A 25,260-nucleotide genomic window follows, 5' to 3' on the forward strand; every position below is an offset into this window, starting at 1 on the left:
TTCACCTCTTCTTTTTACTAATCGCAAGTCCGTCCCCGACAGGAATAATCGCAGTTTGATAATCCGGATGATTCATCAGCCAATGATTATATTCATCAATTTTTGTGATAAGCCTGCGTCTTCTTTTCGGTTCTATTTTGCTGTAATCCTCTGCCACCAGACCTTTAAACAGCACGTTGTCCGTTAAAATCACCCCGTCTGGTGAAAGCATCGGTTCATATAAATGAAAAAAGTTTTGATACTGGCCTTTTGCAGCGTCAATAAAAATGACATCGTAAGGCGCAGTTACATGAACGGCGTCGCCTAATTCAAGCGCGTCTCCGTAGAAAACATGAATCCGGTCATCAAGCTGAAATTCCTTGATATTGTTTACCGCTTCTTCATGCCGCTTCTCATTGCGTTCAATTGTATATATTTCAGCAGATGGCAGCTCCATCGCCATTCGAATGGCGGAATAACCAATGGCCGTTCCGATTTCAAGTATTTTTTTCGGCTGTTTTACAGACAAAATTTGAAGCAGCACCTCCATGCCCGCTTTTTCCATGATCGGGACATGATGTTCTTCTGCATATGCTTCAAGCTTCTTCACGTTTTCCGGCCGAGGCTTCAATAATGCTTCTATATAGTCATTTATTTGTTCATACCGGTCAGTCACAACAAACAGCCTCCCGTTCTAAAAAGGAGTGCCCCAGTCTTTTACACAGGACACTCTCTGAATGCATCATGATACATCGGTAAACAACCCGATATATTTTATCATAAATCCTTACGGAAAGCGAATAAAAGGAGAGCTTCTTGCTCTCCTTTTATTTCTCACTTTTTGAGGAAATGTATTTTTCTTTTGCTTTATTATGCTCTTTTAGCGTTTTTGTAAATACGACCTCACCATTTGACTTTGCTAAGAAGTACAGATAGTCCGTTTGATCTGGATACAGCGCCGCTTCCCATGATGACAAGCCGGCGTTGGCAATCGGCCCTGGCGTCAGTCCCGTGTTTTTATACGTATTATACGGCGAATCGAGTTCCAGATCCTTATAAAGAACCCGATCTTTATGCTTGCCTGCCGCATACAGGACGGTCGGATCTGTTTGGAGCGGCATTTTCTTCTTCAGACGGTTATAAAAGACGCTCGCAATTTTATGACGGTCGGCTTTTTCAGTCGCTTCTTCCTCTATCAAAGAAGCCATCGTCAGCAGCTTATGCACAGAAAGATTCTTTTTCTTCATTTCTGATTTGTAGGTTTCCACATAAGAATTTGTCTGTTCGATCATTGCCTTGATCATGTCGTCAAGTGACGTGTCCGGATCGTTAAAAGGGTATGTAGCCGGGAATAGGTACCCTTCCAGCGGATGCTTAATGTTCTTATTGAAAACATCGTTTGTCACAGTGTCCGGGAATTCTTTCTTCAGCTGATTGATAAATGTTTTATCGTCAAGCTTCGCTAACACTTGTTTTTTAGAGTATTTTGTTTCATCAGCAATAGCGGCCGCGATTTGGGTCAGCTGAGCTCCCTCAGTCACCGTAATTTGAAAGGCGTAGCTTGTAGCCCCGCTTGTCAGCTTATGAATAATCGCGTCTAAATCCATCCCTTTATTCAGATGGTAGTATCCCGCCTGAAACCCGGAGGCACCTTTATATTTCACATAATACTGAAATGCCTTTTCGCTTTTTATAACATCATTTTTCTTTAATATCGATGCGATGGCCGAAACAGACGAGCCGCTCGGAATGTTAATGTTCACTGTCGTTTTACTGTCTTTTTCTACAGGTTCAAGCAATGATTTCCCATATAAAAATGCCCCGCCAATGATGAGAAGCAGCACAATAATGGAAGACAGTACGATTCTTTTTTTATTAAAAAATGATTTTTTTTGCTGATTGATATACATTAGGTCTCCTCCCATCAGCTCTTATACTACATGATTCATTGTATTTCGGCAATTTATTACAAAAAAAGGGCGAAAGAGGCCTTCATACAGCAGAAAAAAAGCCGGAGCATTTTGGCTCCGGCTTTAGTCTTACGCGGTGTTTTATTCTTCGTCTTCGTTCGCTAAAAACGTGTTGAGTGTTTCTTCGATCATGTCCCATTCCTCGTCAGTTTCGATTGGGAACAGCTCACCGTTTTCACCGTCTTCGTTTGGCGTGAAGCTGGAAGCAAGAATTTCTACTTCTTCGTCATCTTTTGTTTCGATAGGGTAGTACAACACATAAGACTTGCCAAACTCTTCGTTTTCAAATGTAAACAGCACTTCACAAAGCTGTTCATTTCCTTGTTCATCAACAATTGTAATATTTTTTTCGCCGTGTTCCATTTTCTTCACCTCTGGCTTTAATTTAAGCTGTCAAGATATCCTTGCAAAATCATAACAGCCGCCATTTTATCAATGACTTTTTTTCGTTTTTGCCTGCTGACATCAGCTGCAATCAGCATTTTTTCAGCCGCCATTGTGGTAAGACGCTCGTCCCACAGCACAACAGGAACATTGTACGTTGTTTCAAGCACTTTAGCAAATATTTGGCTGGCTTCGCCTCTCGGGCCGACTGTTCCGTTCATATTCTTAGGAAAGCCGAGCACGATTTTATCTATAGTATAGTCCTTTATCAGTTCAGATAAACGAGATAAACCATAATCGCCTTCCGCTTCATTTATCTTTATGGTCTCAATGCCTTGAGCAGTCCAGCCCATTTCATCGCTCAGAGCAACACCGAGTGTTTTGGTTCCTAAATCGAGTCCTAATATTCTCATTCTTTACGCCTCTTTATGCTGTTCTAAATAAGACTTCACCAATTCCTCGATTAATTCGTCTCTTTCAAGTTTCCGAATTAAATTGCGAGCGTCACGATGCCTAGGAATATAAGCGGGATCACCTGACAGCAAGTATCCGACAATCTGATTGATTGGATTGTAGCCCTTTTCCTGAAGCGCGTCATATACTGTAATCAGCACCTCATTTACGTTAGTCTCAGCAGAATCATCGGAGAAATTAAATTTCATCGTTTTATCAAACGAGCTCACCGTTTTGCACCTCTTTCCCAAATTCGCAGGCAAAGTTCAGCCTGGGGTCCTAATCTTACCATCATTCTACACTACATGGGCAAATTATAAAACGGATTTCACCCAATCTTCTACAGAAGCCAAAGCTTCTTCCAATTGTTCCGGCTGTTTGCCGCCTGCCTGTGCCATATCCGGACGGCCGCCGCCGCCGCCGCCGCAAACTTCCGCAGCTTGTTTAACCAGCTTGCCGGCATGAAGGCCTTTCTCTATGAGATCCTTCGTTACCCCGGCAGAGATGTTGACTTTATCGTTTTGTACCGCACCTAGTACGATCACCGCAGAGCCAAGCTTTGCTTTGAGTTCATCCACCATCGTGCGGAGGTGGTTCATGTCTTTCGCATTTACTTTTTCCGCAAGCACACTCACGCCGTTAACTTCTTTTACTTTCGAGAGGATCGCTCCTGCTTCCACGTTGCCGAGTTTCGCTAGAAGAGATTCATTCTCTCTTTGCGCTTCCTTCAGTTCTGTCTGCAGAGCCGCAACCCGTTTCGGCACTTCTTTGATATTTGTTTTCAGCTCGTCAGCAGCCTGCTTCAATACAGAAATCTGGCTGTTCATTTCGACGTAAGCGCCTTGTCCTGTTACAGCTTCAATCCGTCTCGTGCCCGCTCCGATTCCAGATTCAGAAACGATTTTAAACAGGCCGATTTCCGCTGTATTTCTGACGTGGCAGCCGCCGCACAGCTCTAAGCTGTACTCTCCTACTTGAACGACCCGGACAATATCGCCGTATTTTTCGCCGAACAGAGCCATAGCGCCCATTTCTTTTGCTTCAGCAATCGGTTTTAGATCAATGCTGACCGGAATGCTCGCCCAGATCTTTTCGTTTACGATTCTTTCAATTTGTTCAAGCTCTTCTTTTGTCACTTGGCCAAAATGCGAGAAGTCAAAACGAAGACGGTTTTCAGTCACAAGAGATCCCGCCTGATTGACATGAGTTCCAAGAACGTCTTTCAATGCTTGATGCAATAAATGTGTTGCCGTATGGTTTTTAATGACGCCGCTTCTCATACGGTCTTCAACTTCAGCGGTCACTTGAAGGCCTTTTTGTACAGTTCCGCTTTCCACAACACCTTCATGAACATGCTGGCCGTTCGGCGCTTTTTGGACATCTTTAATTTTTACAACAGCCTGTTCGCTGCGGAGATAGCCTTTATCACCGATTTGGCCGCCGCTTTCCGCATAGAACGGTGTTTCATCAAGAATGATTTGAACGCTTTCTCCTTCATGAGCCTCTTCGATTAATTGGCCGTCCTGAAGAAGCACAATGACATTGGCATCAGACTTGGTTTGAGCGTAGCCGACAAATGTGCTTTCGTCGGTCACGTCGCGCAATGCACCGCCCTGCACCTGCATGCTGCCGACATCTTGGCGTGCGTTTCTTGCCCGTTCACGCTGCTGGTTCATTTCTTCTTCAAATCCTTGCTGGTCAACCGTCATGTTTTCGTCTTCCGCGTATTCTTCAGTCAGCTCAACCGGGAATCCGTACGTATCGTACAGCTTAAACACGTCGGCGCCTGAAATCACGCTGCTGCCCTTGTCTTTTTCTTTTTTGATCATTTCCGACAGGATGGCAAGCCCTTCATTAAGTGTTTCGTGGAAGCGCTCTTCCTCAGTTTTGATCACTTTTGCGATGAAGTCCCCTTTTTCTTTCACTTCAGGATAGAAATCAGCCATGACTTCAGCGACAACCGGCACTAAATCGAACATGAACGGACGGTGGATGTTGATCGTTTTGGCATAACGCACGGCCCGGCGCAACAAACGTCTTAACACATAGCCGCGGCCTTCGTTTGATGGAAGAGCCCCGTCACTGACGGCAAAAGCAACCGTTCTGATGTGGTCGGCAATCACTTTAAACGCCGTGTCTTTTACATTGTCTTTGCCATATGATTCACCAGAAATAGATTCTGTAGCTTTGATAATCGGAACAAACAAATCAGTATCAAAGTTTGTCGGAACATTCTGGATGACAGATACCATTCGTTCAAGTCCCATACCCGTATCAATGTTTTTCTTCGGAAGCGGCGTGTAGGTCCCGTCAGGATTATGGTTGAACTCAGAGAACACTAGGTTCCATACTTCCAGGTAACGGTCATTTTCTCCGCCTGGGTAAAGCTCCGGATCGTCCGGATCATTACCGTATGCTTCACCGCGGTCGTAGAAAATCTCCGTGTTCGGTCCGCTCGGCCCTTCACCGATATCCCAGAAGTTCCCTTCCAGACGGATAATTCTTTCTTCAGGAATACCGATTTTTTTCGACCAGAACTCATACGCCTCTTCATCTTCAGGGTGAACCGTAACAGAGAGAAGCTCCTCGTCGAAGCCGATCCACTTGTCACTCGTTAAAAACTCCCAAGCCCATGTAATGGCTTCTTCTTTAAAATAATCGCCGATAGAAAAGTTTCCAAGCATTTCAAAGAATGTATGATGGCGCGCGGTTTTACCTACATTTTCTATATCGTTTGTTCTGATCGCTTTTTGAGCGTTTACGATTCTTGGATTTTCCGGAACGACACGGCCGTCAAAATATTTTTTCAGCGTCGCAACACCGCTGTTGATCCAAAGCAGTGAAGGATCCTCATGCGGCACTAGTGACGCGCTTGGCTCAACCGCATGTCCTTTTTCTTTAAAGAAATCCAAAAACATTTGACGCACTTCCGCAGAAGTTAAGTGTTTCATTGTATGTCCTCCTCTATAAAAATCGAAATTCTCTTCAGTGACAGCAAAAAAGCCCTCCCCCTATGCAAACCACACGTTTACACAGGGACGAGAGCTGTCTCGCGGTACCACCCTGATTACGGGCCTTGCTCAGCATTCGCCCGTCACCTTTTACCCTGTAACGCAGGATGTGCGGCAGTGATTAACTGCACTCAGGATTAGCTTCCTCCGATCTTCTGATAAAGCTCCTTTCAGCTTACGGAGCTTCTCTCTTTAACAGGGCTTCGGCGTACTCAGATCCGTCACTAGAGATTCGTATGTATTCTACGAGAAATTATAGACAAGCTGCACGCCAATGTCAATGCTCCGTCCTCATCCGCAAAAAATGGATCATCATCACTTTTAAAACTGCCGTCGCCGGAACAGCCAAAATCATTCCGACGATTCCCGCAAGCTCTCCTCCGGCAAGGAGTGCAAGCATGATGACGACCGGATGCATTTTAAGGCTTCTGCCGACAATGAACGGACTGAGGATATTTCCTTCCATAAACTGCAGAATAAACACTGTGATCACCACAACAAGAACCGCCTTCACTGAGATGGTCATTGCGATTAATAGCGCAGGAACCGCTCCAATGAAAGGGCCAAAATACGGGATGACATTCGTTACTCCAGAAATCAGGCCTAAGATCAGCGGATACGGAAGCCCGAATATCCAGAAGGTAATGCCCGCGATCACCCCGAGAATCAAGCAGACAAGAAGCTGGCCGCGGATATAATCGCCAAGGGAGTCGTCCACATCCCGCAAAAAGGCGCTGCCCCGCTTTCTCCATGACTTCGGAGTCAAGTACCATACCGTCTTTTTCATTAAGTCAATGTCCTTTACCATATAAAACACGAGAAAAGGAATAGTTGCCGCAATCAAGAAATAATCGAGCACGTTGCGGATTCCGCTGATTGCACCTTCTATCGCCCCCGCAAAAAACGCCTCGGTCTGGCGGATCATGTTATCTATTCGGTGATGCATGCCGTCAGGCCAATCATCCGTATGGTTATGCACATGAAGAAGGAGCCCGTTATACGTTTCGGCAAACAGAGGTATATTTTCTGATAAATCCGTCAGCTGGACAATTAAAACAGGAACCCCTTTGTACAGCGCCCAGCCAATTCCGCCAAAGAAAATCACATAAATCACCAAGATGCTCAAAGTCCTCGGCAGTCCTTTGTCGTGCAGCCACTCTGTGACCGGAAGCAATAAATAAGAAATAAAAATAGAAATAACCAAGGGAATAAAAATTGTTTTGATGACAAGCCAAAATGGCGACCATAACATATCAAGCATAAAAAAGACGTAAACCGTCAACAGGACCAGCAAACAAATGGCAACCCACAATAAAAGCTGCACCGGTTTTTGAAGCATCTGATTTCACCTCTTCTATATCTTTTGAGGAATGGTGCGAATTATTCTCTTCCTTATAACAAAAAAGGATACTCCTCGAAGAGTATCCTTTTTCGCGTTAAAACATTTTCGTTATTCTTCTTCTCATCCGTTTCATGCTTCGATTATTCAGCATGTCGGATTGAGTCGCCATTCGATATACGAGAGCTCCTGCTCCCAATGCCAAAAGAGAAGTCATCGTCCGATTCATCCTGCGCATCTCCTTTCATCATTAAAAATTGATGCTGCGTTCATCCTCAGAAAACAAATCATCCAAGCTGCTTAACGTTCCGTCTTCTTCCACCTGATGAGTTGCAATTTTCCCTTTCGCCACTGTCAGTTCAATAAAACAGCCCCAGCAATAATATTGGTTCACGCCGATTTTCCCGATATCCTTACTTTTGCAGTTCGGGCATATAAGCATATCTCACACCTCTATCCGTTCAGAACGATCTCGTCCTTCCGCACCTCGACAAGCGAATCCGCTCTTTGGATCTGGCGCTTGCTTCCCGCCAGGTCAGAAAAGAAACCGTCCGAGAGTTCATATGCTACGATTATGCCCCTGTCCAAACAAAAGTATACATCTTCCAGCATCCCCAATATATCCCCTTCTTGTGATTTCACAAACTTCATTTTCATCTGCTCATATGTGAAACACGATTTCGGAAGAGGCAGAAGCTGGTCTGAACTGACCGAGGCCAATATGCGGTCATCCAGAATGCAAGAGATATCACACGCCTGTAATAGGGCATGATGATGATGCAAAAAGCGTTTTTGTGCAAGAATAAACCCAAGACAATTTCCCTTCAGAGAAAAACAAATATCAGAAATTGTCCCGAGATAACAAGAAGTTCGTTCTGAGTATACTGGGAATCCTTCTACCTCATGGCATGTTCTCAAAGTGTGATCAACCACCTTTTGTTGAACAGGCTTAGGTTTTGCTTTGCGCCTTTGACTCATACGATGAAAAAACTCCCGCTGACACGGGAGTTTTTTACAGCTGTTCTTCTTTCATAAAATCAAATGGCGTGATGCCTTCCATTCCTATATTGGCGTCGTGCACGCTGAACGGAAGCTCTTTTTGCAAAGCCTCGAGCTCGGCATCCATTTCCTCAATCTGTGCATAAAGCCTGTTTCTCAGGGAAGTCTGTCTGACAGTCGCGTCATTATTTTTCACGCCCCACTCCAACGCCTCCTCTTCTCCGCATAAAATGAGAAATTTCTTCGCTCTTGTAATGGCGGTATAAAGAAGGTTTCTTCTGAGCATTCTATAGTAGCCCTTCACAACAGGCAAAACCACAATCGGAAATTCACTTCCCTGCGATTTATGAATAGAGCAGCAATATGCGTGGGTGAACTGGTTAAAATCTTTTTTCGTAAACGTCATTTCATTGCCGTCAAAAGAAACGACGGCCATATCTTCTTTTTCTGTATTTTCCTTCGCATAAAATATCGAGGTGATTTCACCAATATCTCCGTTGAATACATTGTTTTCCGGCTGATTGACAAGCTGCAGAATTTTATCACCGGTTCTGTAGACTACATCCCCGAACTTGATTTCTCTCGGTTTTTCTTTAGGCGGATTTAATATGTCCTGCAGCATCACATTCAGTTCATTGATGCCGGCTTTCCCTCTGTACATGGGAGCGAGAACCTGAATGTCCTTTGCCGTATAGCCTTTTTTTAATGCATTGGCGACAACCTTCTCAACGACCTCTTTTATTTGCGAGCCTCCGCAGCGAATAAAGGAACGGTCTTTCGTCGGTGCAGTCAAATTGTTGGGCAGCAATCCTTCTTTCATCTGGTGGGCAAGCTCAACAATTGATGATCCCTCCGCCTGGCGGTAGATATCTGTCAGTCTCACAGTCGGGATCACCTGTGATGCCAAAAGGTCTCTCAGCACTTGGCCCGGACCGACAGAAGGCAGCTGGTCTTCGTCTCCGACTATGATAATTTGAATATGATCAGGGATCGCTTTAAACAAATGGTTCGCCAGCCATATATCAAGCATGCTGGCTTCATCGATAATTAACAGCTTCCCTTCGATCGGCTGGTCCTCTGTATGGGTGAAGCCCTCAGCGCCGTTCCAGCCAAGCAGCCTGTGAATCGTGACTGCCGGGAGACCGGTTGATTCACTCATCCGTTTCGCCGCTCTTCCTGTCGGTGCGGCCAATACAATCGGGAAAGCTTCATCCTTTTTATAAGCTGACGGGTCCAGAGACACACCGTGAAGTTCTCCGTACAGTTCAACAATCCCTCTGATGACCGTCGTTTTTCCTGTTCCTGGGCCTCCCGTTAAAAGAAGCATCGGTGAAGAAAGAGCTTTTTGAATCGCTTCCTTCTGGCTCGGGGCATACTGAACATTCATCCGTTCTTCCAGTTCTCCCAAAGCGAGCAGAAATTCCGATTCCGGAAACTGGTCGTCATATTCGGTTTGGCTTGCGATATGTTTCACACGCTTTGCAACGTTTTGTTCCGCGTAAAACAGCGATGGAAAATAACAGCGGCCATCCTCTATGACAATGTCTTTATTTTCTCCAAGGGCAATTATTGCGTTAGCGGCATCCATTTCTGTGATGCGCTCTCCTTCCCTTGCTGACTGGTTTAACAATGATTGGGTGTCGATAATCAGCTTTTCCGTTTCTATGTACGTATGTCCTTCAGACAAACAAGTCGTTTCAAGCGTGTACAAAATGGCGGCTTTTATCCGCTCTGGATGATTCCCGGAAAGTCCCATTCTGCCGCCAAGCTCATCCGCTTTCCCAAATCCAATGCCTTCTACATCCTTCACAAGCTGATATGGGTTTTCCTGAATCTTTTCAAGCGTTTCGGATTCATAGGCCTGATAGATTTTCATAGACAGCTGCGGGCCGAAGCCAAACTGATTCAAGGAAATCATGATTTGCTCAAGTCCCTGATGCCGCTGCAAGGCGCCGGCTAACGTATCTGCTTTCTTTTTTGAGAGCTTCGGAACATCATAAAGCACTGAAGCATCGGCTAAAATTTTATTAATCGCGCTGTCGCCCAGCTTTTTCACAATTTCTTCGGCTGTTTTTTTGCCGATTCCCTCGAACAAATCACTCGATAAATACTGAATAATGCCTTCCTTAGTCGTCGGTATTTCTTTTTTGAAATGCTCCGCTTGAAATTGGAGCCCGAACTTCGGATGGGTTACGATCTTTCCGTAAAACGTGTACGTCTCCTCTTCTTGAAGCGCAGGGAAGTAGCCCGTCACGGATACGGCTTTATCTTCAATGGCCTCGGAGGTTTCTATGACTTTCACTTTCAGAACCGTATATAAATTGGTGTCATTATGATAAATGACTGTGTTGACTGTCCCTTTTAAATAGGGCTCTTCCTCCATATGAAGCTGATCCGGATGCTGCTGCACGAGCTGTCCCTCCTCCTGTGCTTGTTATGATGGATCGATCAGTTTTTTTGCATGAAGCGCTAGCATATGATCTGGCTGAATATCGATCGCTTTGTCCAGCATTTCCAGCGCTTTTTCTCGATTTTCTTTATAAGCATAAGCAACACCGGCATTATAAAATGCATCAGCATGCCCGGGATCTTGATCTGTTACAGCTGTGAATTGGCTGAGCGCTTCGTCCAGCATGCCCTCGTTCGCTAAGCACATCCCGAATTGAAAGCGCGCTTCCGTATCATTTTCATTCAGTTCTACCGCTCTTTGTAAATAAGGCAGTGCAAGCTTAGGCTGTTCAAGTTTGACAAGCACCGTGCCGAGCATGTAAAACAGGTCGCCGTTTTCCATTCCGGCACGAAGCGCTTTTTCAAACATGTCTTTCGCTTCTTTGTACATTTCTTTTACAACATAGACATTTCCTGCTCCATAATAAGCAGTGGCTGCGCTATCGTCTAATTCAAGCGCTTTATCATAAAACGCAAGCGCACGTTCCAGCTCATTTACCGATGAAAGCAGGTTGGCAAAATTGATATACGGAATCGCGTCTTCTTTATTTTCATCAATCGCTTTTGTAAAGGCCTCTGCCGCTTTCTCGTAATCGCCTTCCTGCATCGCCTCAATACCGAGTTGGTTATAATCCACCGATCATCTTCCTTTCATTAAAAAACCCCAACTCATTGTTGAGGTTTTTCATCTTTTATACGTACCACAATTTTGTTCCGTCTTTGTACACATCATCAATTGTTCCGCCGCCAAGGCACTCTTCGCCGTCATAGAAGACAACGGCTTGTCCCGGCGTAACAGCGCGGACTTGTTCGTCAAAGATGACTTCCGCTTCGCCTTCACCCGTCATGCGCACCGTTACTTTATGATCTTCTTGGCGGTAACGGAATTTAGCCGTGCAGGAAATCTCTTCGCCCTTCATGATATCCGGACGAACCCAGCTGATATTCGTTGCTGTAATTTTGTCGGAATAAAGAAGCGGGTTATGGAACCCTTGATCCACGTAGAGAATGTTCTTTTCAAGATCTTTGCCAACCGCAAACCACGGCTCGCCGCTCCCGCCGATGCCAAGGCCGTGCCGCTGTCCGATCGTGTAGTACATCAATCCGTCGTGGCGTCCTTTTACTTCTCCGTCCATCGTCACCATATCGCCCGGCTGTGCAGGGAGATATTGACTGAGGAACGTTTTGAAGTTGCGTTCGCCGATAAAACAAATACCCGTACTGTCTTTTTTCGTCGCTGTGGCAAGTTCTGCTTCTTTGGCAATTTCACGCACACGGCTCTTTTCAAGCTCGCCAATTGGGAACATGACTTTGCTCAGCGTATCTTCTGTCAGCTGATTCAAGAAGTATGTTTGATCCTTGTTTTCATCAATACCGCGCAGCATTCTGACTTTGCCGCCGCTTCTGTCTACTCTCGCATAGTGGCCAGTCGCGATATAGTCGGCGCCAAGTGACAGGGCATGCTCTAAAAATGCCTTGAATTTAATTTCTTTATTGCACAGCACATCCGGGTTTGGTGTTCTGCCTGCTTTATATTCATCAAGGAAGTATTGAAATACCTTCTCATAGTATTGCTTTTCAAAATTAACGGCATAGTACGGAATTCCGATTTGATTGCAAACGCGGATTACATCTTCATAATCCTCTGTCGCTGTGCAAAAACCGTCTTCGTCCGTATCATCCCAGTTTTTCATAAAGATTCCGATTACATCATAGCCCTGTTCTTTTAACAGCAGGGCTGTCACAGAGGAGTCCACTCCGCCGGACATGCCGACGACGACTCTTGTATCCTCCGGCCGTTTTTCCATTTTATTCACTCCAATAGCTAAGCCGCCTTATTGTGTCAGTCGTTTTACAACATCAGCCACATGTTGGGCAGCGGTTTTCACTTGCTCAGCCGTATTGCCAAGGCCGAAGCTGATCCGAATTGAGGATGTCAGCCGGTCACTCTCGTCTCCAAACATCGCAGTCAGAACATGCGACGGCAGGACTGAGCCGGCCGTGCACGCTGATCCGCTCGAGACAGCGACTCCCGCCATATCAAGATTCACCAGCAGCGCTTCCACTGATACACCGGGGAAATAAAGATTGAGCACATGCGGCAGACTATGCTCTTTGTCACCGTTGAGCTCAAATGCCACACCGGCATGTTCAAGCGTGTCGGCAAAGATGGTTTTAAACGATTGATACTTCTCGTTTTTTTCGCCCCGTTCCTCACTGGACAGCTTGATCGCTTCTTTCAGCCCGACGATGCCCGGAACATTTTCTGTTCCGGCACGGCGTTTTCTTTCTTGCTCTCCTCCGAATAAGAGCGGAGAAAGTTTTACATCTTTACTTGCATATAAAAAGCCTGTTCCTTTTGGCCCGTTGAGCTTGTGCCCCGAAACAGACAGAAGGTCAATATGGCTGTTTTTCACATCAATCGGCAAAAGCCCGAATGCCTGAACAGCATCGGTATGGAAGTAAGCCTGATGTTCCTTCAGCAGCTCACCGATTTCATCGATCGGCTGCACGGTTCCGACTTCATTATTTCCATACATCACTGTCACAAGGATTGTATCATCACGCAGTGCATCTTTCACCTGTTTTGCACTGACTCTTCCATTTTGATCAACGTCGAGATACGTTACTTCAAATCCGTCTTCCTCAAGCTTTTCACATGTGTGAAGCACAGCGTGGTGTTCAATTTTTGTCGTGATGATATGTTTGCCCAGCTCTTTTCTTGCAAGTGCGGTCCCCATGATAGCCAAGTTGTCGGCTTCAGTGCCCCCGCTTGTAAAAATGATCTCCTGCTCTGCCGCTCCGATTTCAGCTGCAATCTGCGCTCTTGCTTCGTCCACCCATTTCCGAGATTCTCTTCCAAATGAATGAATGCTGGATGGATTGCCGAAATTGCCGGAGAAATGCGGTATCATTTTTTCCAGCACACGCTCATCCATCGGGGATGTTGCGGCATGATCTAAATAAATCCGTTCCATTATGTTTACACCTCTGATCTAAATATAGAACATATAAGCTTCTTGCTCTCCATCTGTGTAGCTGGCAAGATCCTCTAATGTTGTGCTGTCTAAAACCTCTTTCACAGCATCCCGGATGCGAATCCAGAGCTCACGCTTGGCGGGCTCCTCATCTTCCAGCACTTCAACAGGACTGATCGGTCCCTCAAGCACACGGATAATATCTCCCGCCGTAATGGCATCCGGCTCGCTTCCCAATACATATCCCCCGTATGCGCCTCTGATGCTTTTCACTAAACCGGCATTTCTGAGCGGCGATACCAGCTGCTCTAAATAATGCTCGGACAAATTATTCGTCTGTGCGATGCTTTTTAATGAAGTCGGGCCCTCACCATGCTTTTTTGCAAGCTCGATCATAATGGTAAGCCCGTATCTTCCCTTAGTTGATATTTTCAACATGAACACCTCTGTTATTTCATGATTTTCCACATCTATAATGGTAATTTTCTATATGTTTCGTCCGTTTATAATCTAATAGACCAACTGTTATTATAACATACCTTTAGCGAATTTTCATTGAGGCAGGCGGAAACGGGCCTTTCCTCTTTTCTAATGTCCGATTTTCCGTTACCCTGTAATTAAGTAAGGAGAGATGATGATGAAGCCATTGGCATATCGGATGCGTCCGACAAAAATAGAGGATATTATCGGCCAGCAGCATCTGGTGGCTGAAGATAAAATTATCGGCAGAATGGTTCAGGCAAAACATTTGTCATCCATGATTTTGTACGGGCCGCCCGGAATTGGAAAAACATCAATCGCAACAGCAATCGCCGGTTCGACAAGTATTGCTTTTCGAAAGCTGAATGCTGTCATTAACAATAAAAAAGATATGGAAATCGTAGCCCAGGAAGCGAAAATGTCGGGTCAGGTGATTTTGATTCTGGATGAAGTTCACAGGCTGGATAAAGGGAAACAAGATTTTCTTTTGCCCTATTTAGAAAACGGGATGATCATTTTGATCGGAGCAACCACGGCTAACCCGTATCATGCCATTAATCCGGCGATCAGAAGCCGGACACAGATCTTTGAGCTTGAGCCGTTAACACCCGAACTGATAAAACAGGCGCTGGAACGGGCGCTTCATGACGAGCACCGGGGCCTCGGCGCGTATTCTGTATCCATTGATGATCAGGCGATGGAGCATTTTGCCCGCGGCTGCGGCGGAGATGTCCGCTCCGCTTTAAACGCGCTTGAACTGGCCGTGCTGTCAACGAAGGAGTCAGCCGGCGGCGTCATTCACATTACATTAGAAAGCGCTGAAGAATGTTTGCAGAAAAAAAGCTTTTCTCACGATAAAGATGGTGATGCGCATTATGATGTATTGTCCGCTTTTCAAAAATCGATCCGCGGCTCTGATGCCAACGCCGCTCTTCATTATTTGGCGAGATTAATTGAAGCTGGCGATCTGGAAAGCATCGCAAGAAGACTGCTTGTCATCGCCTATGAAGATATCGGCTTAGCAAGCCCGCAAGCCGGTCCGAGAGTGCTGCACGCTATTCAGACTGCTGAGCGAGTCGGGTTTCCCGAAGCGCGAATCCCGCTGGCCAACGCGGTCATTGAACTCTGCCTCTCGCCGAAATCAAACTCAGCCATTCTGGCAATTGACGAGGCGCTGGCCGATATCAGAGCCGGAAAAATCGGAGATGTGCCGAAGCACTTAAAAGATGCGCATTATAAGGGAGCTCAGGAATTAGGAAGAGGGATCGACTATAAATACCCGCACAATTACGACAACGGCTGGGTCGAACAGCAATATCTCCCTGATCCTCTAAAGAATAAACAATATTACAAGCCGAAACAGACAGGGAAGTTCGAATCCGCCTTAAAACAGGTGTACGACAAATTAATGAAAAGAAAATAAAACAAAAACAGCCTTGATGATAGTCAAGGCTGTTTTTGCGCTACTTATCCTTCACGCGTTTGATTTCAATGTCTTTTAAAAGATCCATGACAACATGTCCGCCCATGATCAAACCTGCGACTGATGGCACAAACGCATTAGAGGATGGCGGCATTTTTGCTTTGCGGATTTTCGCCTCGTCATTTCCCACTTCTTTTCTGACATCTTCCCGAATGACAATCGGGCTTTCGTCAGAGAAAATCACTTGAACGCCTTTTTTGATGCCCTCTTTGCGTAATCTCGTACGGACGACCTTCGCAATTGGATCAGTGTGCGTTTTTGAAATATCTGCGATTTGGAAGCGTGTCGGATCCGTTTTGTTCGCGGCACCCATGCTGGAAATGAGCGGAATATCCCGTTTCAGACATTCTTTCATTAAATGAATTTTATAATGAATCGTGTCTGACGCGTCAATGACATAGTCGAGATTATAGTCAAAAAATTGCTCATACGTTTCTTCCGTATAGAACATTTTTAACGCGATCACTTCACACTCCGGGTTAATGTCTGCGATCCGCGCTTTCATTAAATCAACTTTCGGCTGTCCGACAGTTGAAAGAAGAGCATGAAGCTGACGGTTTACATTTGTAATGTCCACATCATCTTTGTCGACAAGCAAAATGCGGCCGACACCCGACCGTGCGAGTGCTTCTGCCGCGAATGATCCGACTCCGCCGACCCCAAGCACTGCCACCGTGCTGTTTTTCAGCGTTTCAAGGCCTTCTTTTCCGATAGCTAATTCATTGCGTGAAAACTGGTGTAACAAGAACCTCACTCCACATTCGTATTCTGGTTTTCATCTATAAAATGGCTGATTCATGAGCAGCCGTTTTTTCTGCGCACAAAAAATAAAGTCCCAATAGTGCCGTTGCAGCTTTCCTTTGTTTTGAACCCGCTCTCAGCAGGTGGGTGCCCTCTTTTAAATCTTGTAAGTCCTCTTTACCGAATGAAAAGAGGCATGTACGCCATTTAAAAATGCGGGCTCCCAAATCAAAAAAATGTTCGGTCAAAACTAGGTGTACAACTAACACATCAGGACTTTATTTAACTTGTCAAAATCATATCACAGACGATTTTAATTTTCAAGAATCCAACTGCCCAATTAGTTCTTCACTTTTTTCTTGATGGAAAGGTGAAGCTCATCAAGCTGGGCGTCGCTTACTTCGCCCGGCGCTTCTGTCATCAGGCAGCTTGCGCTTGCCGTTTTCGGAAACGCAATCGTATCTCTCAGGTTCGTACGTCCTGCGAGAAGCATAACGAGACGGTCTAAGCCGAGCGCGATTCCGCCGTGCGGAGGAGCCCCATATTCAAATGCTTCCAGCAGGAATCCGAACTGTTCAGCCGCCTCTTCTTTTGAGAAGCCAAGAAGCGCAAACATTTTTTCCTGAATATCCTTTTCGAAAATACGGATAGAACCGCCACCAAGCTCATAGCCGTTTAAGACAAGATCATAGGCTTGCGCTTTTATGTCCTCAGGCGCTGTTTCAATCAGTTCAAGGTCTTCTCGGACAGGCATTGTGAACGGATGGTGGGCCGCGTAAAAACGTCCTTCCACCGGATCATGCTCTAAAAGCGGCCAGTCGATGACCCATAAAAAATTGAACAGGTTTTCGTCAATCAGTCCTCGTTCTTTCCCAAGCTTTAAGCGCAGGGCGCCAAGTGATGCGGCTACGATCTCGAATTTATCCGCTCCGAACAGCAGCAAATCACCTTCAGCGGCATCAAGTGCTTCAATCAGCGCAGACTGTTTTTCTTCATCAAAGAATTTGGCGATCGGGCCCTTCACTCCGTCCGCCTCAACTTTCACCCAGGCAAGTCCTTTCGCCCCATAGTTTGCAGCAAAAGTGCCAAGAGCGTCGATGTCTTTTCTGGAGTAATCACCGGCTCCTCCTTTTACATTAATCGCTTTGACAACGCCGCCGTTTTCCACAGCTGATGAAAATACTTTAAAGTCGGTATCCTTCACAATGTCAGACACATCTGTCAAAAGCATGCCAAAACGCGTATCAGGTTTATCAGAACCGTATTTGTTCATCGCTTCGTCATATGTCATGCGAGGCAGAGGAAGCTTGAGCTCCACACCTTTTGTATCACGCATAATCTTTGCCATCATGTCCTCAGCCAATGACATAATATCTTCCTGGCTCATAAAGGACATTTCAATATCGATTTGTGTAAACTCTGGCTGGCGGTCCGCACGCAAGTCTTCATCACGGAAACAGCGGGCGATCTGATAGTAGCGTTCAATGCCGGATACCATCAGAAGCTGTTTAAAGAGCTGCGGAGACTGCGGCAGCGCGTAAAATTCACCTTCGTGCACACGGCTCGGCACCAAGTAGTCACGTGCGCCCTCAGGTGTGCTTCCTGTTAAAATCGGCGTTTCAATATCAAGAAATCCATTTTCATCTAAGAAGCCGCGAGCCGCTTTCGTCACGTTATGGCGCAGCTGCATCGTTTGAAACATAGCCGGTCTGCGCAAATCTAAGTAACGGTATTTTAAACGGACGTCCTCTGATACCTCTTCTGCTTGATCAGAAATCGCAAACGGAGGTGTCTTTGCAGCATTTAATACGGTCACTCCATCGGCGTGAATTTCAATCGCGCCTGTTTTCAAATTCGCATTGACTGTTCCCTCTTCACGCGCCACTACTTTACCTTGAATATCAAGCACGTACTCATTTCTGATGCCTTCAGCAATAGCAAGCGCTTCTTTTGACACATCAGGGTTAAAAACGACTTGAACAATTCCCGTACGGTCACGCAAGTCAATAAAAATCAGTCCGCCGAGGTCCCGTCTTTTTTGGACCCAGCCTTTCAGCGTTACGGATTCACCGATTGCTTTTTCAGTTATTTCGCCGCAATAATATGTTCTTCCAAACAATGCGTTCCACTCCTTATCCCTTTTGGTTTGCCTTCATCACATGTATAAATTCATCAAGTGTCACTTCAATCTGTTCGCCTGTCTTTGCATCCTTAACATTGATTTTATTTTGAGCAAGCTCATCTTCACCCAAAATCGCAATAAATCTCGCTTTCAGGCGGTCAGCCGTCTTAAACTGGCCTTTCATTTTCTTATTTTCATAATCGATTTCACTGGAAATGCCTGCTTCTCTCAGTTTGTACACCAATGAGACAGAATAATCCTTGGCTTTCTCGCCGAGTGTGACAATGTAGCAGTCGATCCCCTGATCAACTGGCAGCTCTCTTTTTTCAGCATCAATTGCGGCAAGCAGGCGTTCAATGCTCATCGCAAATCCGATGCCCGGTGCTTCAGGCCCGCCGATTTGTTCGACAAGTCCGTCGTAGCGTCCGCCTCCGGCAAGTGTCGTAATTGCGCCGAAGCCTTCCGCATTGCTCATGATTTCAAATGCAGTGTGGTTGTAATAATCCAGGCCTCTCACAAGGTTAGGATCAATTTCATACGAAATGCCAAGATCGTTTAAGTATTGCTTCACTTTCTCAAAATAAGCGGCTGATTCTTCATTTAAATATGTCAGAATCGATGGCGCCGATTTCATCAGCTCATGATCCCGGTCTTTTTTGCAGTCCAAGATTCTGAGCGGGTTCGTGTGCAGCCGTGACTGACAGTCTGAACAAAACTCTTCAATGCGAGGCTCAAAATGTTTCACGAGCGCTTCTCTGTAGCTTTTGCGGCTTTCTTGATCACCGAGACTGTTTATGACAAGCTTAACGTTTTCTAAGCCTGCTTTTTCATAAATACTCATCGCAAGCGCCATCACTTCTGCATCGATGGCAGGGTCTTTCGAGCCAATCGCTTCAATTCCAAATTGATAAAACTGGCGGAAGCGGCCCGTCTGCGGACGTTCGTAACGGAACATCGGCCCTACATAATAAAGCTTTGTCGGCTGAACAGGATTTGCGAACAGCTTGTTTTCATTAAAAGCGCGAACCGCCGCGGCTGTTCCCTCCGGACGAAGCGTCAGGCTTCTGCCTTTGCGGTCCTGGAAGGTATACATTTCTTTTTGTACGATATCCGTAGATTCTCCGACGCCTCTGGCAAACAGTTCCGTATGCTCAAAAATCGGCGTGCGGATTTCTTTATATTGATAAGTGCGGCAAGTGTCTCTCATGATTTGTTCAACAAACTGCCAGCGATCTGATTCTCCTGGCAGAATGTCCTGTGTTCCTCTTGGAATGTTATATCCCATATGAAGACCTCCTTATGTCAATTACAATTATCGTTCATGATGAAAATAAAAAAACTCCCGCCCCTACTATAAATTTATAGTAGGGACGAGAGTTATACCCGTGGTGCCACCCTAGTTGGAATATGTTCATATTCCCGCTCGATCCTTTAACGCAGGTTCACGTTCACTGCCTAATGACGGAATTAACGCGTTCAGCAGGAAACCTCCGGAGTGTTGTTTCGCGAAAGACACAATGGGATCCGCTTTCAGCCTGGGGCGGTTCCTCTCTAGTCATGCAATCTGACCTACTCTTCTCCATTATTGGTTCAAATCTTTCATCATTTGCTATGTACTCAATTTCTATTATAATAATGGGATTGGGGTTCTCTGTCAAGCTTTATTCCGGTTGTTTTTCCTCGTCGCTGCTTCTTTGGACATAAGACCAAATTCAGATGCTGTTTCAGTAAGGTAACCGGTCGTATCGGGATCTGCATGATCGCTGTAATGCAGATTGGCTTCACCGTCGTGAAATGCACGTCCCATTTTTGGATGATATTTCATGATTTGCACACCTTTTTGATTGTATTTACGCCTAGTATAAACAAATCATTTTATTTTTATTTAAAAATCAGAAAGGACTTTACGATATTAAGCAAGAATGCTTTTTTAATGATCATCAGAAAGGAGGACATAATGAGCAAGAAATACTTTGTTCTTATTGTATGTATTATTTTCACCGGGACCCTGTTCCCGACTTTTTCTGCCGTTACAGCCGCACAGGGAGAAGCGGTTATCGCAACAGATGACATGAACGTCAGAAGCGGCCCTGGACTTAGCTACGGCATTACAGCGAAAGTGAAAAAGGGCGAGCATTACCCCATTTTAAAGGAAAACGGAGACTGGGTGCAGATACAGCTTGGCTCCGGAAAAAAGGGTTGGGTGGTCTCCTGGCTTATTACAAAGAAAGACCAAGCCGGCACAAGCTCTTCAAAAGGCAGTGACACTGTTACATCAACAGACCCCGATCTGCGGATGAGAACCGGACCGGGCACTTCATACGAAGTCATCGGCAAATTCCCGCAAGGCAGCCAGGCGTCTGTCCTTGAGAAAAATTCCGGCTGGATCAAGATTTCCTACAAAAATGCCACCGGATGGGTATCGTCTGAATATGTCACGTCAGGCAGCAGCAGATCAGCGTCTGCTAAGAGTGGTCAAACTGAATCTTCCGCTGCTTCAGCAGGCACGGTCGGTGTTTCTTCACTAAATGTAAGAGCCTCCGCCTCACATGACGCCGCAATTATAACGAAACTAAATCGCGGAACGAAAGTGGCAGTTCTAAACGAGAAAAATGGCTGGGCTCACATCGAGGCGAACGGGCACAAAGGCTGGGTTGCAAGTCATTACCTTTTGACTAGTTCTGATCCAGCTGAAGATTCAGCAAATGCCGGCAGTTCATCCTCCGCCAAAAAAGCCTATATCGTATACGGAGGAACGAATATCAGAAGTGATGCGTCAACATCCGCTTCGACTGTTGAGCGTGCTGCAAAAGGCGACTCGTACACCATCACCGGTTCAAAGGGAAGCTGGTATAAAATAAAGCTTCATAACGGGCAAACTGGTTATGTGGCCAATTGGGTGGTCCAAACGTCTAAAAGCGCGGAAGAAGCAGGTGAGCCCCCTGTTTCTGGTTCACACTCCGGAAATGGTTCTCTGAACAACAAAACGATTATTGTTGACCCGGGACACGGAGGAAAAGACAGCGGAACGATCGGTTATTCAAGTCAATTCGAGAAAAACTTGACGATCAAAACAGCGAAATTGCTTGCCGGTAAACTCAGATCAGCAGGAGCAGATGTGTATGTGACACGCCAAGATGATACCTTTGTCAGCTTACAGGCACGGGTCTCTACGTCTCACTATCGCAACGCCGACGCTTTTATCAGCATTCACTATGACAGCTATGCCGATACTTCCACAAGAGGCAGCACTGCTTATTACTACAGTCCTGGCAAAGATCAGGAACTGGCATCTGATGTCCACTCTGAAGTGGTAAAGCGTTCTTCTATTCCTGACCGCGGCGTGTTATTCGGAGATTATTATGTGCTCCGTGAAAACAGGCAGCCCGCTATGCTCTATGAGCTGGGTTATGTCAGCCACCCGCAGGAAGAAGCCATTGTACATAGCAATTCATATCAGGAAAAAGTAACAGACGGGATCGAAAGCGGATTAGAGAAGTACTTCCAATAAAAAAAGCTGCCTCTTGGCAGCTTTTTTTATTTGGAATCCATCATAAGCGTGACCGGTCCGGAGTTTGTAAGCTGAACATCCATCATCGCTCCAAACGTTCCGGTCTCCACTTTGATTCCTTTTTCACGAAGCAGATCGTTCCATTTTTCATAAAGGCCTAAAGCTTTATCAGGTTTGGCGGCGTTCATGTAGTTTGGACGGCGCCCTTTTCTCGTATCTCCGTAAAGCGTAAACTGCGAGACAGATAAAATCTCTCCTCCTATATCTAAAAGAGACAGATTCATTTTTCCTTCACTGTCATCGAAAATACGAAGATTGACGATTTTATCAGCTAAATAAGCGGCATCCGCTTCTGTATCCTCGTGAGTGATGCCGACCAGCACCATCATACCTTGTCCAATTTGACCGACGACCTCTTCATCCACAGTAACGCTTGCTTCTGTTACTCGCTGAACAACTAATCTCATTTTTTAACCCCTTTAGTTCATGACGCGGCGCACAGAATAGATATCTCTTATCTGTTTAATGCGCTCGACGACTTTGTGCAAGTGATTGATGTTCTGAATAAAAATTGCCATATGAATGGTTGCCACTTTATTGCGATCCGATTTGCCTGAGACAGATGAAATATTTGTTTTCGTTTCATTCACTGCCTGAAGCACCTCATTCAGCAATCCGCGGCGGTCATAACCAAGAATCTCTATCTCAACGTTGTATTCCTTGCGCTTTTGAACCTGTGACTCGTGTTCCCATTCTACCGGAATCAGCCGCTCCTGAGCTTCATTCGTTTTGACATTCGGACAGTCTTCACGATGGACGGAAACCCCTCTGCCTTTTGTGATAAATCCGACAATATCGTCACCTGGTACAGGATTGCAGCATTTTGATAAACGGACAAGAAGATTGTCGATGCCTTTGACGCGAACGCCGGCTTCTCGTTTTCTGCCCTGTTGGTATGGCTTAGGCTCAGTGACTTCCTGAACGATCTTTTCCTGTTCTTCCTGATCGCGCTGCTTTCTCTCTTTTTCCGTCAGGCGGTTTGCCACTTGCAAGGCTGTAATGCCATTGTAGCCGACCGCTGCGTACATATCCTCTTCATTTGAGAAATTAAACTTATCCGCAACCTTCTGGATATTCTCCGGCGTTAAGACATCCTTCACTTCAAAATCTAGATTTTTAATTTCTTTTTCAACAAGCTCACGGCCTTTTTCGACGTTTTCTTCGCGCCGCTGTTTCTTAAAGAATTGACGGATCTTATGCTTTGCCTGAGAGGTTTGGGCAAGCTTCACCCAATCCTGGCTTGGACCGTAGGAATGCTTGGAAGTGAGAATTTCAACGATATCACCTGTCCGCAGCTTATGGTCCAGCGTCACCATTTTTCCGTTTACTTTGGCACCGATTGTTTTATTGCCGATTTCAGAGTGAATTCGGTAAGAAAAATCAATCGGCACTGAACCGGACGGAAGCTCGATTACATCTCCTTTTGGCGTAAAGACATACACCATGTCGGAAAACAAATCGATTTTGAGCGATTCCATAAATTCTTCTGCATCTGTTGATTCATTCTGGAATTCTAAAATCTCACGGAACCAAGAAAGCTTTTTCTCAAAGGTTGCGGCTTCATTAGCCGCTTTCCCTTCTTTATAAGCCCAATGAGCCGCAACCCCGTATTCCGCAATTTCATGCATTTCAAAGGTGCGGATCTGCACCTCCAGCGGATCGCCTTTAGGCCCGATCACAGTTGTATGCAGCGATTGATACATATTTGGCTTCGGCATTGCGATATAATCTTTAAATCTGCCGGGCATCGGCTTCCAGCATGTGTGAATGATGCCGAGCACCGCGTAGCAGTCCTTTATGCTATTCACAAGAATACGGACAGCCAGTAAATCGTAAATTTCATTGAATTGCTTATTTTGCAGCACCATTTTTCGATAAATGCTGTAAATATGTTTCGGACGTCCCGAGAAGTCAGCTTTGATATTCACTTCTTCGACACGTTTCTTCACTTCATTGACAACCTCATCGACATAAAGCTCACGTTCTGCGCGCTTCTTCTTCATAAGGTTGACAATTCTGTAATATTGCTGAGGATTCAAATAACGGAGCGCCGTATCTTCCAATTCCCACTTAATTTTTGAAATCCCGAGACGATGCGCCAATGGAGCAAAAATCTCCAGCGTTTCATTGGAAATTCTCCGCTGTTTTTCCTGAGGCAGGTGCTTCAGCGTCCGCATATTGTGAAGACGATCCGCCAGCTTGATCAGTATGACCCGGATATCTTGAGCCATAGCGACAAACATTTTGCGATGATTTTCCGCCTGCTGTTCCTCTTGTGATTTATATTTAATTTTACCGAGCTTTGTTACGCCGTCCACAAGCATTGCCACTTCTTCGGAAAATGCTTCTTTCAGGTCATCGAGCGTCACATTTGTATCTTCCACGACATCGTGCAGAAATCCGCCCGCGATGGTGGAAGGGTCCATTTCAAGATCAACGAGAATCCCCGCAACTTGAATCGGATGAATAATATATGGCTCGCCCGATTTGCGGTATTGCTCGCGATGAGCATCTTCAGCGTACAGATATGCTTTTTCAACAAATGCGATATGCTCATCAGATAGATAACTGCGCGCTTTATCAATAACCTGCTCGGCAGTCAATACTTGTTCGTTCGCCATGGAATCACCTTTTTTAGAATGTAAACTGTATTGTAGTTAATTATCAAGAAAAAAACGAAAGATGTAAAGGGCAGAAGTACAAATAGCCAAATATTATATAAAATAAATGCAAAACAATAGGAAAAAAGCACCCTGACACGGAGTGCTTTTTTCGTTATGCGATTATCCTCAGTATTTCATCAATGTTAGTATGTCATAATCTTCAAGCTTTTCTCTGCCATCAAGGTAAGAAAGCTCGATCAAGAAAGCGATGCCAGCAACAACGCCGCCAAGCTCTTCAACAAGTTTGATTGTGGCTTCAATGGTGCCGCCTGTCGCAAGCAGGTCATCTGTAATAAGCACACGCTGACCCGGTCTAATCGCATCTTTGTGGATCGTTAATACGTCTTTTCCGTATTCCAAGCCGTAGTCCACTTTGATCACTTCACGAGGCAGCTTGCCTTCTTTGCGGACCGGCGCAAAACCTACGCCAAGCGCGTAAGCAACGGGACAGCCGATAATAAAGCCGCGCGCTTCCGGGCCGACGACCAAATCAATTTGCTTTTCTTTCGCATATTCAACGATTTGATCTGTGGCATAACGGTATACCTCGCCTTTATCCATCAGTGTCGTAATATCTTTAAATTGCACGCCCTCTTTCGGGTAATCCGGTACAATTGTTACGTATTGTTTTAAATCCAT

24 protein-coding genes, 1 other RNA gene and 1 other annotated feature are annotated in these 25,260 nt (G+C 45.5%); of the genes, 2 read left to right on the forward strand and 23 right to left on the reverse strand.

What is annotated here, in order from left to right; genetic code table 11:
- Position 1: 1 nt before the first annotated feature.
- From G4P54_RS13985 to cymR, 15 genes are all read right to left on the reverse strand, one after another.
- Entirely contained in the window at positions 2 to 655 is a 654-nt protein-coding gene (locus G4P54_RS13985) for an O-methyltransferase (RefSeq protein WP_024714910.1), read from the reverse strand.
- Positions 656 to 806: 151 nt separating this feature from the next.
- Positions 807 to 1,889 (reverse strand): endolytic transglycosylase MltG, encoded by a 1,083-nt coding sequence (gene mltG / locus G4P54_RS13990; RefSeq protein ID WP_167872975.1) that lies wholly within the window; start codon positions 1,887 to 1,889, stop codon positions 807 to 809.
- 141 nt (positions 1,890 to 2,030) lie between these two features.
- A complete protein-coding gene (locus G4P54_RS13995) occupies positions 2,031 to 2,312 on the reverse strand; it encodes a DUF1292 domain-containing protein (RefSeq protein WP_024714908.1) in 282 nt (93 codons plus the stop codon).
- A 17-nt stretch (positions 2,313 to 2,329) separates the two neighbouring features.
- The gene (gene ruvX / locus G4P54_RS14000) at positions 2,330 to 2,746 is read right to left on the reverse strand and encodes a Holliday junction resolvase RuvX (protein ID WP_024714907.1); all 417 of its coding nucleotides are present in this window, start codon (positions 2,744 to 2,746) and stop codon (positions 2,330 to 2,332) included.
- 3 nt (positions 2,747 to 2,749) lie between these two features.
- Positions 2,750 to 3,016, reverse strand: a complete 267-nt coding sequence (locus G4P54_RS14005) for an IreB family regulatory phosphoprotein (protein ID WP_003225903.1) — start codon at positions 3,014 to 3,016, stop codon at positions 2,750 to 2,752.
- A gap of 84 nt (positions 3,017 to 3,100) precedes the next feature.
- Positions 3,101 to 5,737, reverse strand: coding sequence for an alanine--tRNA ligase (gene alaS / locus G4P54_RS14010; RefSeq protein WP_167872976.1), 2,637 nt, complete (start codon positions 5,735 to 5,737; stop codon positions 3,101 to 3,103).
- Between the two features lie 337 nt (positions 5,738 to 6,074).
- Positions 6,075 to 7,136, reverse strand: a complete 1,062-nt coding sequence (locus tag G4P54_RS14015; protein ID WP_167872977.1) for an AI-2E family transporter — start codon at positions 7,134 to 7,136, stop codon at positions 6,075 to 6,077.
- 97 nt (positions 7,137 to 7,233) lie between these two features.
- Positions 7,234 to 7,365, reverse strand: coding sequence for a YrzQ family protein (locus G4P54_RS14020; RefSeq protein WP_003225895.1), 132 nt, complete (start codon positions 7,363 to 7,365; stop codon positions 7,234 to 7,236).
- 21 nt (positions 7,366 to 7,386) lie between these two features.
- A complete protein-coding gene (locus G4P54_RS14025) occupies positions 7,387 to 7,578 on the reverse strand; it encodes a YrzR-like zinc ribbon domain (protein ID WP_003225893.1) in 192 nt (63 codons plus the stop codon).
- 11 nt (positions 7,579 to 7,589) lie between these two features.
- Positions 7,590 to 8,114 (reverse strand): PRC-barrel domain-containing protein, encoded by a 525-nt coding sequence (locus G4P54_RS14030; protein ID WP_167872978.1) that lies wholly within the window; start codon positions 8,112 to 8,114, stop codon positions 7,590 to 7,592.
- 34 nt (positions 8,115 to 8,148) lie between these two features.
- Complete coding sequence (recD2, locus tag G4P54_RS14035) at positions 8,149 to 10,545, reverse strand: SF1B family DNA helicase RecD2 (RefSeq protein WP_167872979.1); 2,397 nt, start codon at positions 10,543 to 10,545, stop codon at positions 8,149 to 8,151.
- Between the two features lie 24 nt (positions 10,546 to 10,569).
- Positions 10,570 to 11,190 (reverse strand): tetratricopeptide repeat protein, encoded by a 621-nt coding sequence (locus G4P54_RS14040; RefSeq protein WP_217448317.1) that lies wholly within the window; start codon positions 11,188 to 11,190, stop codon positions 10,570 to 10,572.
- A gap of 85 nt (positions 11,191 to 11,275) precedes the next feature.
- A complete protein-coding gene (gene mnmA / locus G4P54_RS14045) occupies positions 11,276 to 12,391 on the reverse strand; it encodes a tRNA 2-thiouridine(34) synthase MnmA (RefSeq protein ID WP_167872981.1) in 1,116 nt (371 codons plus the stop codon).
- 27 nt (positions 12,392 to 12,418) lie between these two features.
- Complete coding sequence (locus G4P54_RS14050; RefSeq protein WP_167872982.1) at positions 12,419 to 13,561, reverse strand: cysteine desulfurase family protein; 1,143 nt, start codon at positions 13,559 to 13,561, stop codon at positions 12,419 to 12,421.
- A gap of 18 nt (positions 13,562 to 13,579) precedes the next feature.
- Positions 13,580 to 13,996: a cysteine metabolism transcriptional regulator CymR gene (gene cymR / locus G4P54_RS14055; protein ID WP_003225879.1), complete on the reverse strand. Its 417-nt coding sequence runs from the start codon at positions 13,994 to 13,996 to the stop codon at positions 13,580 to 13,582.
- A gap of 202 nt (positions 13,997 to 14,198) precedes the next feature.
- On the opposite strand from cymR, the gene G4P54_RS14060 reads away from it, so the two are divergent.
- Positions 14,199 to 15,464, forward strand: a complete 1,266-nt coding sequence (locus G4P54_RS14060; protein ID WP_167872983.1) for a replication-associated recombination protein A — start codon at positions 14,199 to 14,201, stop codon at positions 15,462 to 15,464.
- Between the two features lie 40 nt (positions 15,465 to 15,504).
- Here the strand turns inward: G4P54_RS14060 and G4P54_RS14065 are convergent, their stop codons facing one another.
- The 5 genes from G4P54_RS14065 to G4P54_RS14085 form a co-directional block, all read right to left on the reverse strand.
- Positions 15,505 to 16,269, reverse strand: a complete 765-nt coding sequence (locus G4P54_RS14065; RefSeq protein WP_024714898.1) for a tRNA threonylcarbamoyladenosine dehydratase — start codon at positions 16,267 to 16,269, stop codon at positions 15,505 to 15,507.
- Between the two features lie 83 nt (positions 16,270 to 16,352).
- A non-coding RNA gene (gene ssrS / locus G4P54_RS14070) (6S RNA) lies at positions 16,353 to 16,545 on the reverse strand.
- Positions 16,546 to 16,605: 60 nt separating this feature from the next.
- Positions 16,606 to 18,384, reverse strand: a complete 1,779-nt coding sequence (gene aspS / locus G4P54_RS14075; protein ID WP_167872984.1) for an aspartate--tRNA ligase — start codon at positions 18,382 to 18,384, stop codon at positions 16,606 to 16,608.
- A 13-nt stretch (positions 18,385 to 18,397) separates the two neighbouring features.
- A complete protein-coding gene (hisS, locus tag G4P54_RS14080; protein WP_167872985.1) occupies positions 18,398 to 19,672 on the reverse strand; it encodes a histidine--tRNA ligase in 1,275 nt (424 codons plus the stop codon).
- 78 nt (positions 19,673 to 19,750) lie between these two features.
- Positions 19,751 to 19,982: a binding site (T-box leader), on the reverse strand.
- Between the two features lie 59 nt (positions 19,983 to 20,041).
- A complete protein-coding gene (locus G4P54_RS14085; RefSeq protein WP_032682093.1) occupies positions 20,042 to 20,212 on the reverse strand; it encodes a YrzK family protein in 171 nt (56 codons plus the stop codon).
- Positions 20,213 to 20,344: 132 nt separating this feature from the next.
- Here G4P54_RS14085 and G4P54_RS14090 point away from each other — a divergent pair, with 132 nt between their 5' ends.
- A complete protein-coding gene (locus G4P54_RS14090) occupies positions 20,345 to 21,898 on the forward strand; it encodes an N-acetylmuramoyl-L-alanine amidase family protein (protein WP_167872986.1) in 1,554 nt (517 codons plus the stop codon).
- 26 nt (positions 21,899 to 21,924) lie between these two features.
- Here the strand turns inward: G4P54_RS14090 and dtd are convergent, their stop codons facing one another.
- The 3 genes from dtd to G4P54_RS14105 form a co-directional block, all read right to left on the reverse strand.
- Positions 21,925 to 22,365 (reverse strand): D-aminoacyl-tRNA deacylase, encoded by a 441-nt coding sequence (dtd, locus tag G4P54_RS14095; RefSeq protein WP_024714893.1) that lies wholly within the window; start codon positions 22,363 to 22,365, stop codon positions 21,925 to 21,927.
- A 12-nt stretch (positions 22,366 to 22,377) separates the two neighbouring features.
- Positions 22,378 to 24,579 (reverse strand): GTP diphosphokinase, encoded by a 2,202-nt coding sequence (gene relA / locus G4P54_RS14100; RefSeq protein WP_024714892.1) that lies wholly within the window; start codon positions 24,577 to 24,579, stop codon positions 22,378 to 22,380.
- Positions 24,580 to 24,747: 168 nt separating this feature from the next.
- Positions 24,748 to 25,260, reverse strand: a complete 513-nt coding sequence (locus tag G4P54_RS14105) for an adenine phosphoribosyltransferase (RefSeq protein ID WP_024714891.1) — start codon at positions 25,258 to 25,260, stop codon at positions 24,748 to 24,750.

The sequence above is a fragment of the Bacillus tequilensis genome (genome assembly GCF_012225885.1).
Taxonomy (GTDB): domain Bacteria; phylum Bacillota; class Bacilli; order Bacillales; family Bacillaceae; genus Bacillus; species Bacillus tequilensis.

Excerpts from the sequence above, each read along its gene's own strand:
- hisS (WP_167872985.1), bottom strand. The coding sequence starts at position 19,672 with ATGGGATATAACATTCCAAGAGGAACACAGGACATTCTGCCAGGAGAA.
- dtd (WP_024714893.1), bottom strand. The coding sequence starts at position 22,365 with ATGAGATTAGTTGTTCAGCGAGTAACAGAAGCAAGCGTTACTGTGGAT.
- G4P54_RS13995 (WP_024714908.1), bottom strand. The coding sequence starts at position 2,312 with ATGGAACACGGCGAAAAAAATATTACAATTGTTGATGAACAAGGAAAT.
- G4P54_RS14105 (WP_024714891.1), bottom strand. The coding sequence starts at position 25,260 with ATGGATTTAAAACAATACGTAACAATTGTACCGGATTACCCGAAAGAG.
- mltG (WP_167872975.1), bottom strand. The coding sequence starts at position 1,889 with ATGTATATCAATCAGCAAAAAAAATCATTTTTTAATAAAAAAAGAATC.
- ruvX (WP_024714907.1), bottom strand. The coding sequence starts at position 2,746 with ATGAGAATATTAGGACTCGATTTAGGAACCAAAACACTCGGTGTTGCT.
- G4P54_RS14015 (WP_167872977.1), bottom strand. The coding sequence starts at position 7,136 with ATGCTTCAAAAACCGGTGCAGCTTTTATTGTGGGTTGCCATTTGTTTG.
- G4P54_RS14060 (WP_167872983.1), top strand. The coding sequence starts at position 14,199 with ATGAAGCCATTGGCATATCGGATGCGTCCGACAAAAATAGAGGATATT.
- G4P54_RS14020 (WP_003225895.1), bottom strand. The coding sequence starts at position 7,365 with ATGAATCGGACGATGACTTCTCTTTTGGCATTGGGAGCAGGAGCTCTC.
- alaS (WP_167872976.1), bottom strand. The coding sequence starts at position 5,737 with ATGAAACACTTAACTTCTGCGGAAGTGCGTCAAATGTTTTTGGATTTC.
- G4P54_RS14050 (WP_167872982.1), bottom strand. The coding sequence starts at position 13,561 with ATGGAACGGATTTATTTAGATCATGCCGCAACATCCCCGATGGATGAG.
- relA (WP_024714892.1), bottom strand. The coding sequence starts at position 24,579 with ATGGCGAACGAACAAGTATTGACTGCCGAGCAGGTTATTGATAAAGCG.
- mnmA (WP_167872981.1), bottom strand. The coding sequence starts at position 12,391 with ATGGAAAAACGGCCGGAGGATACAAGAGTCGTCGTCGGCATGTCCGGC.
- G4P54_RS14025 (WP_003225893.1), bottom strand. The coding sequence starts at position 7,578 with ATGCTTATATGCCCGAACTGCAAAAGTAAGGATATCGGGAAAATCGGC.
- G4P54_RS14040 (WP_217448317.1), bottom strand. The coding sequence starts at position 11,190 with ATGCAGGAAGGCGATTACGAGAAAGCGGCAGAGGCCTTTACAAAAGCG.
- G4P54_RS14090 (WP_167872986.1), top strand. The coding sequence starts at position 20,345 with ATGAGCAAGAAATACTTTGTTCTTATTGTATGTATTATTTTCACCGGG.
- G4P54_RS14030 (WP_167872978.1), bottom strand. The coding sequence starts at position 8,114 with ATGAGTCAAAGGCGCAAAGCAAAACCTAAGCCTGTTCAACAAAAGGTG.
- G4P54_RS14085 (WP_032682093.1), bottom strand. The coding sequence starts at position 20,212 with ATGAAATATCATCCAAAAATGGGACGTGCATTTCACGACGGTGAAGCC.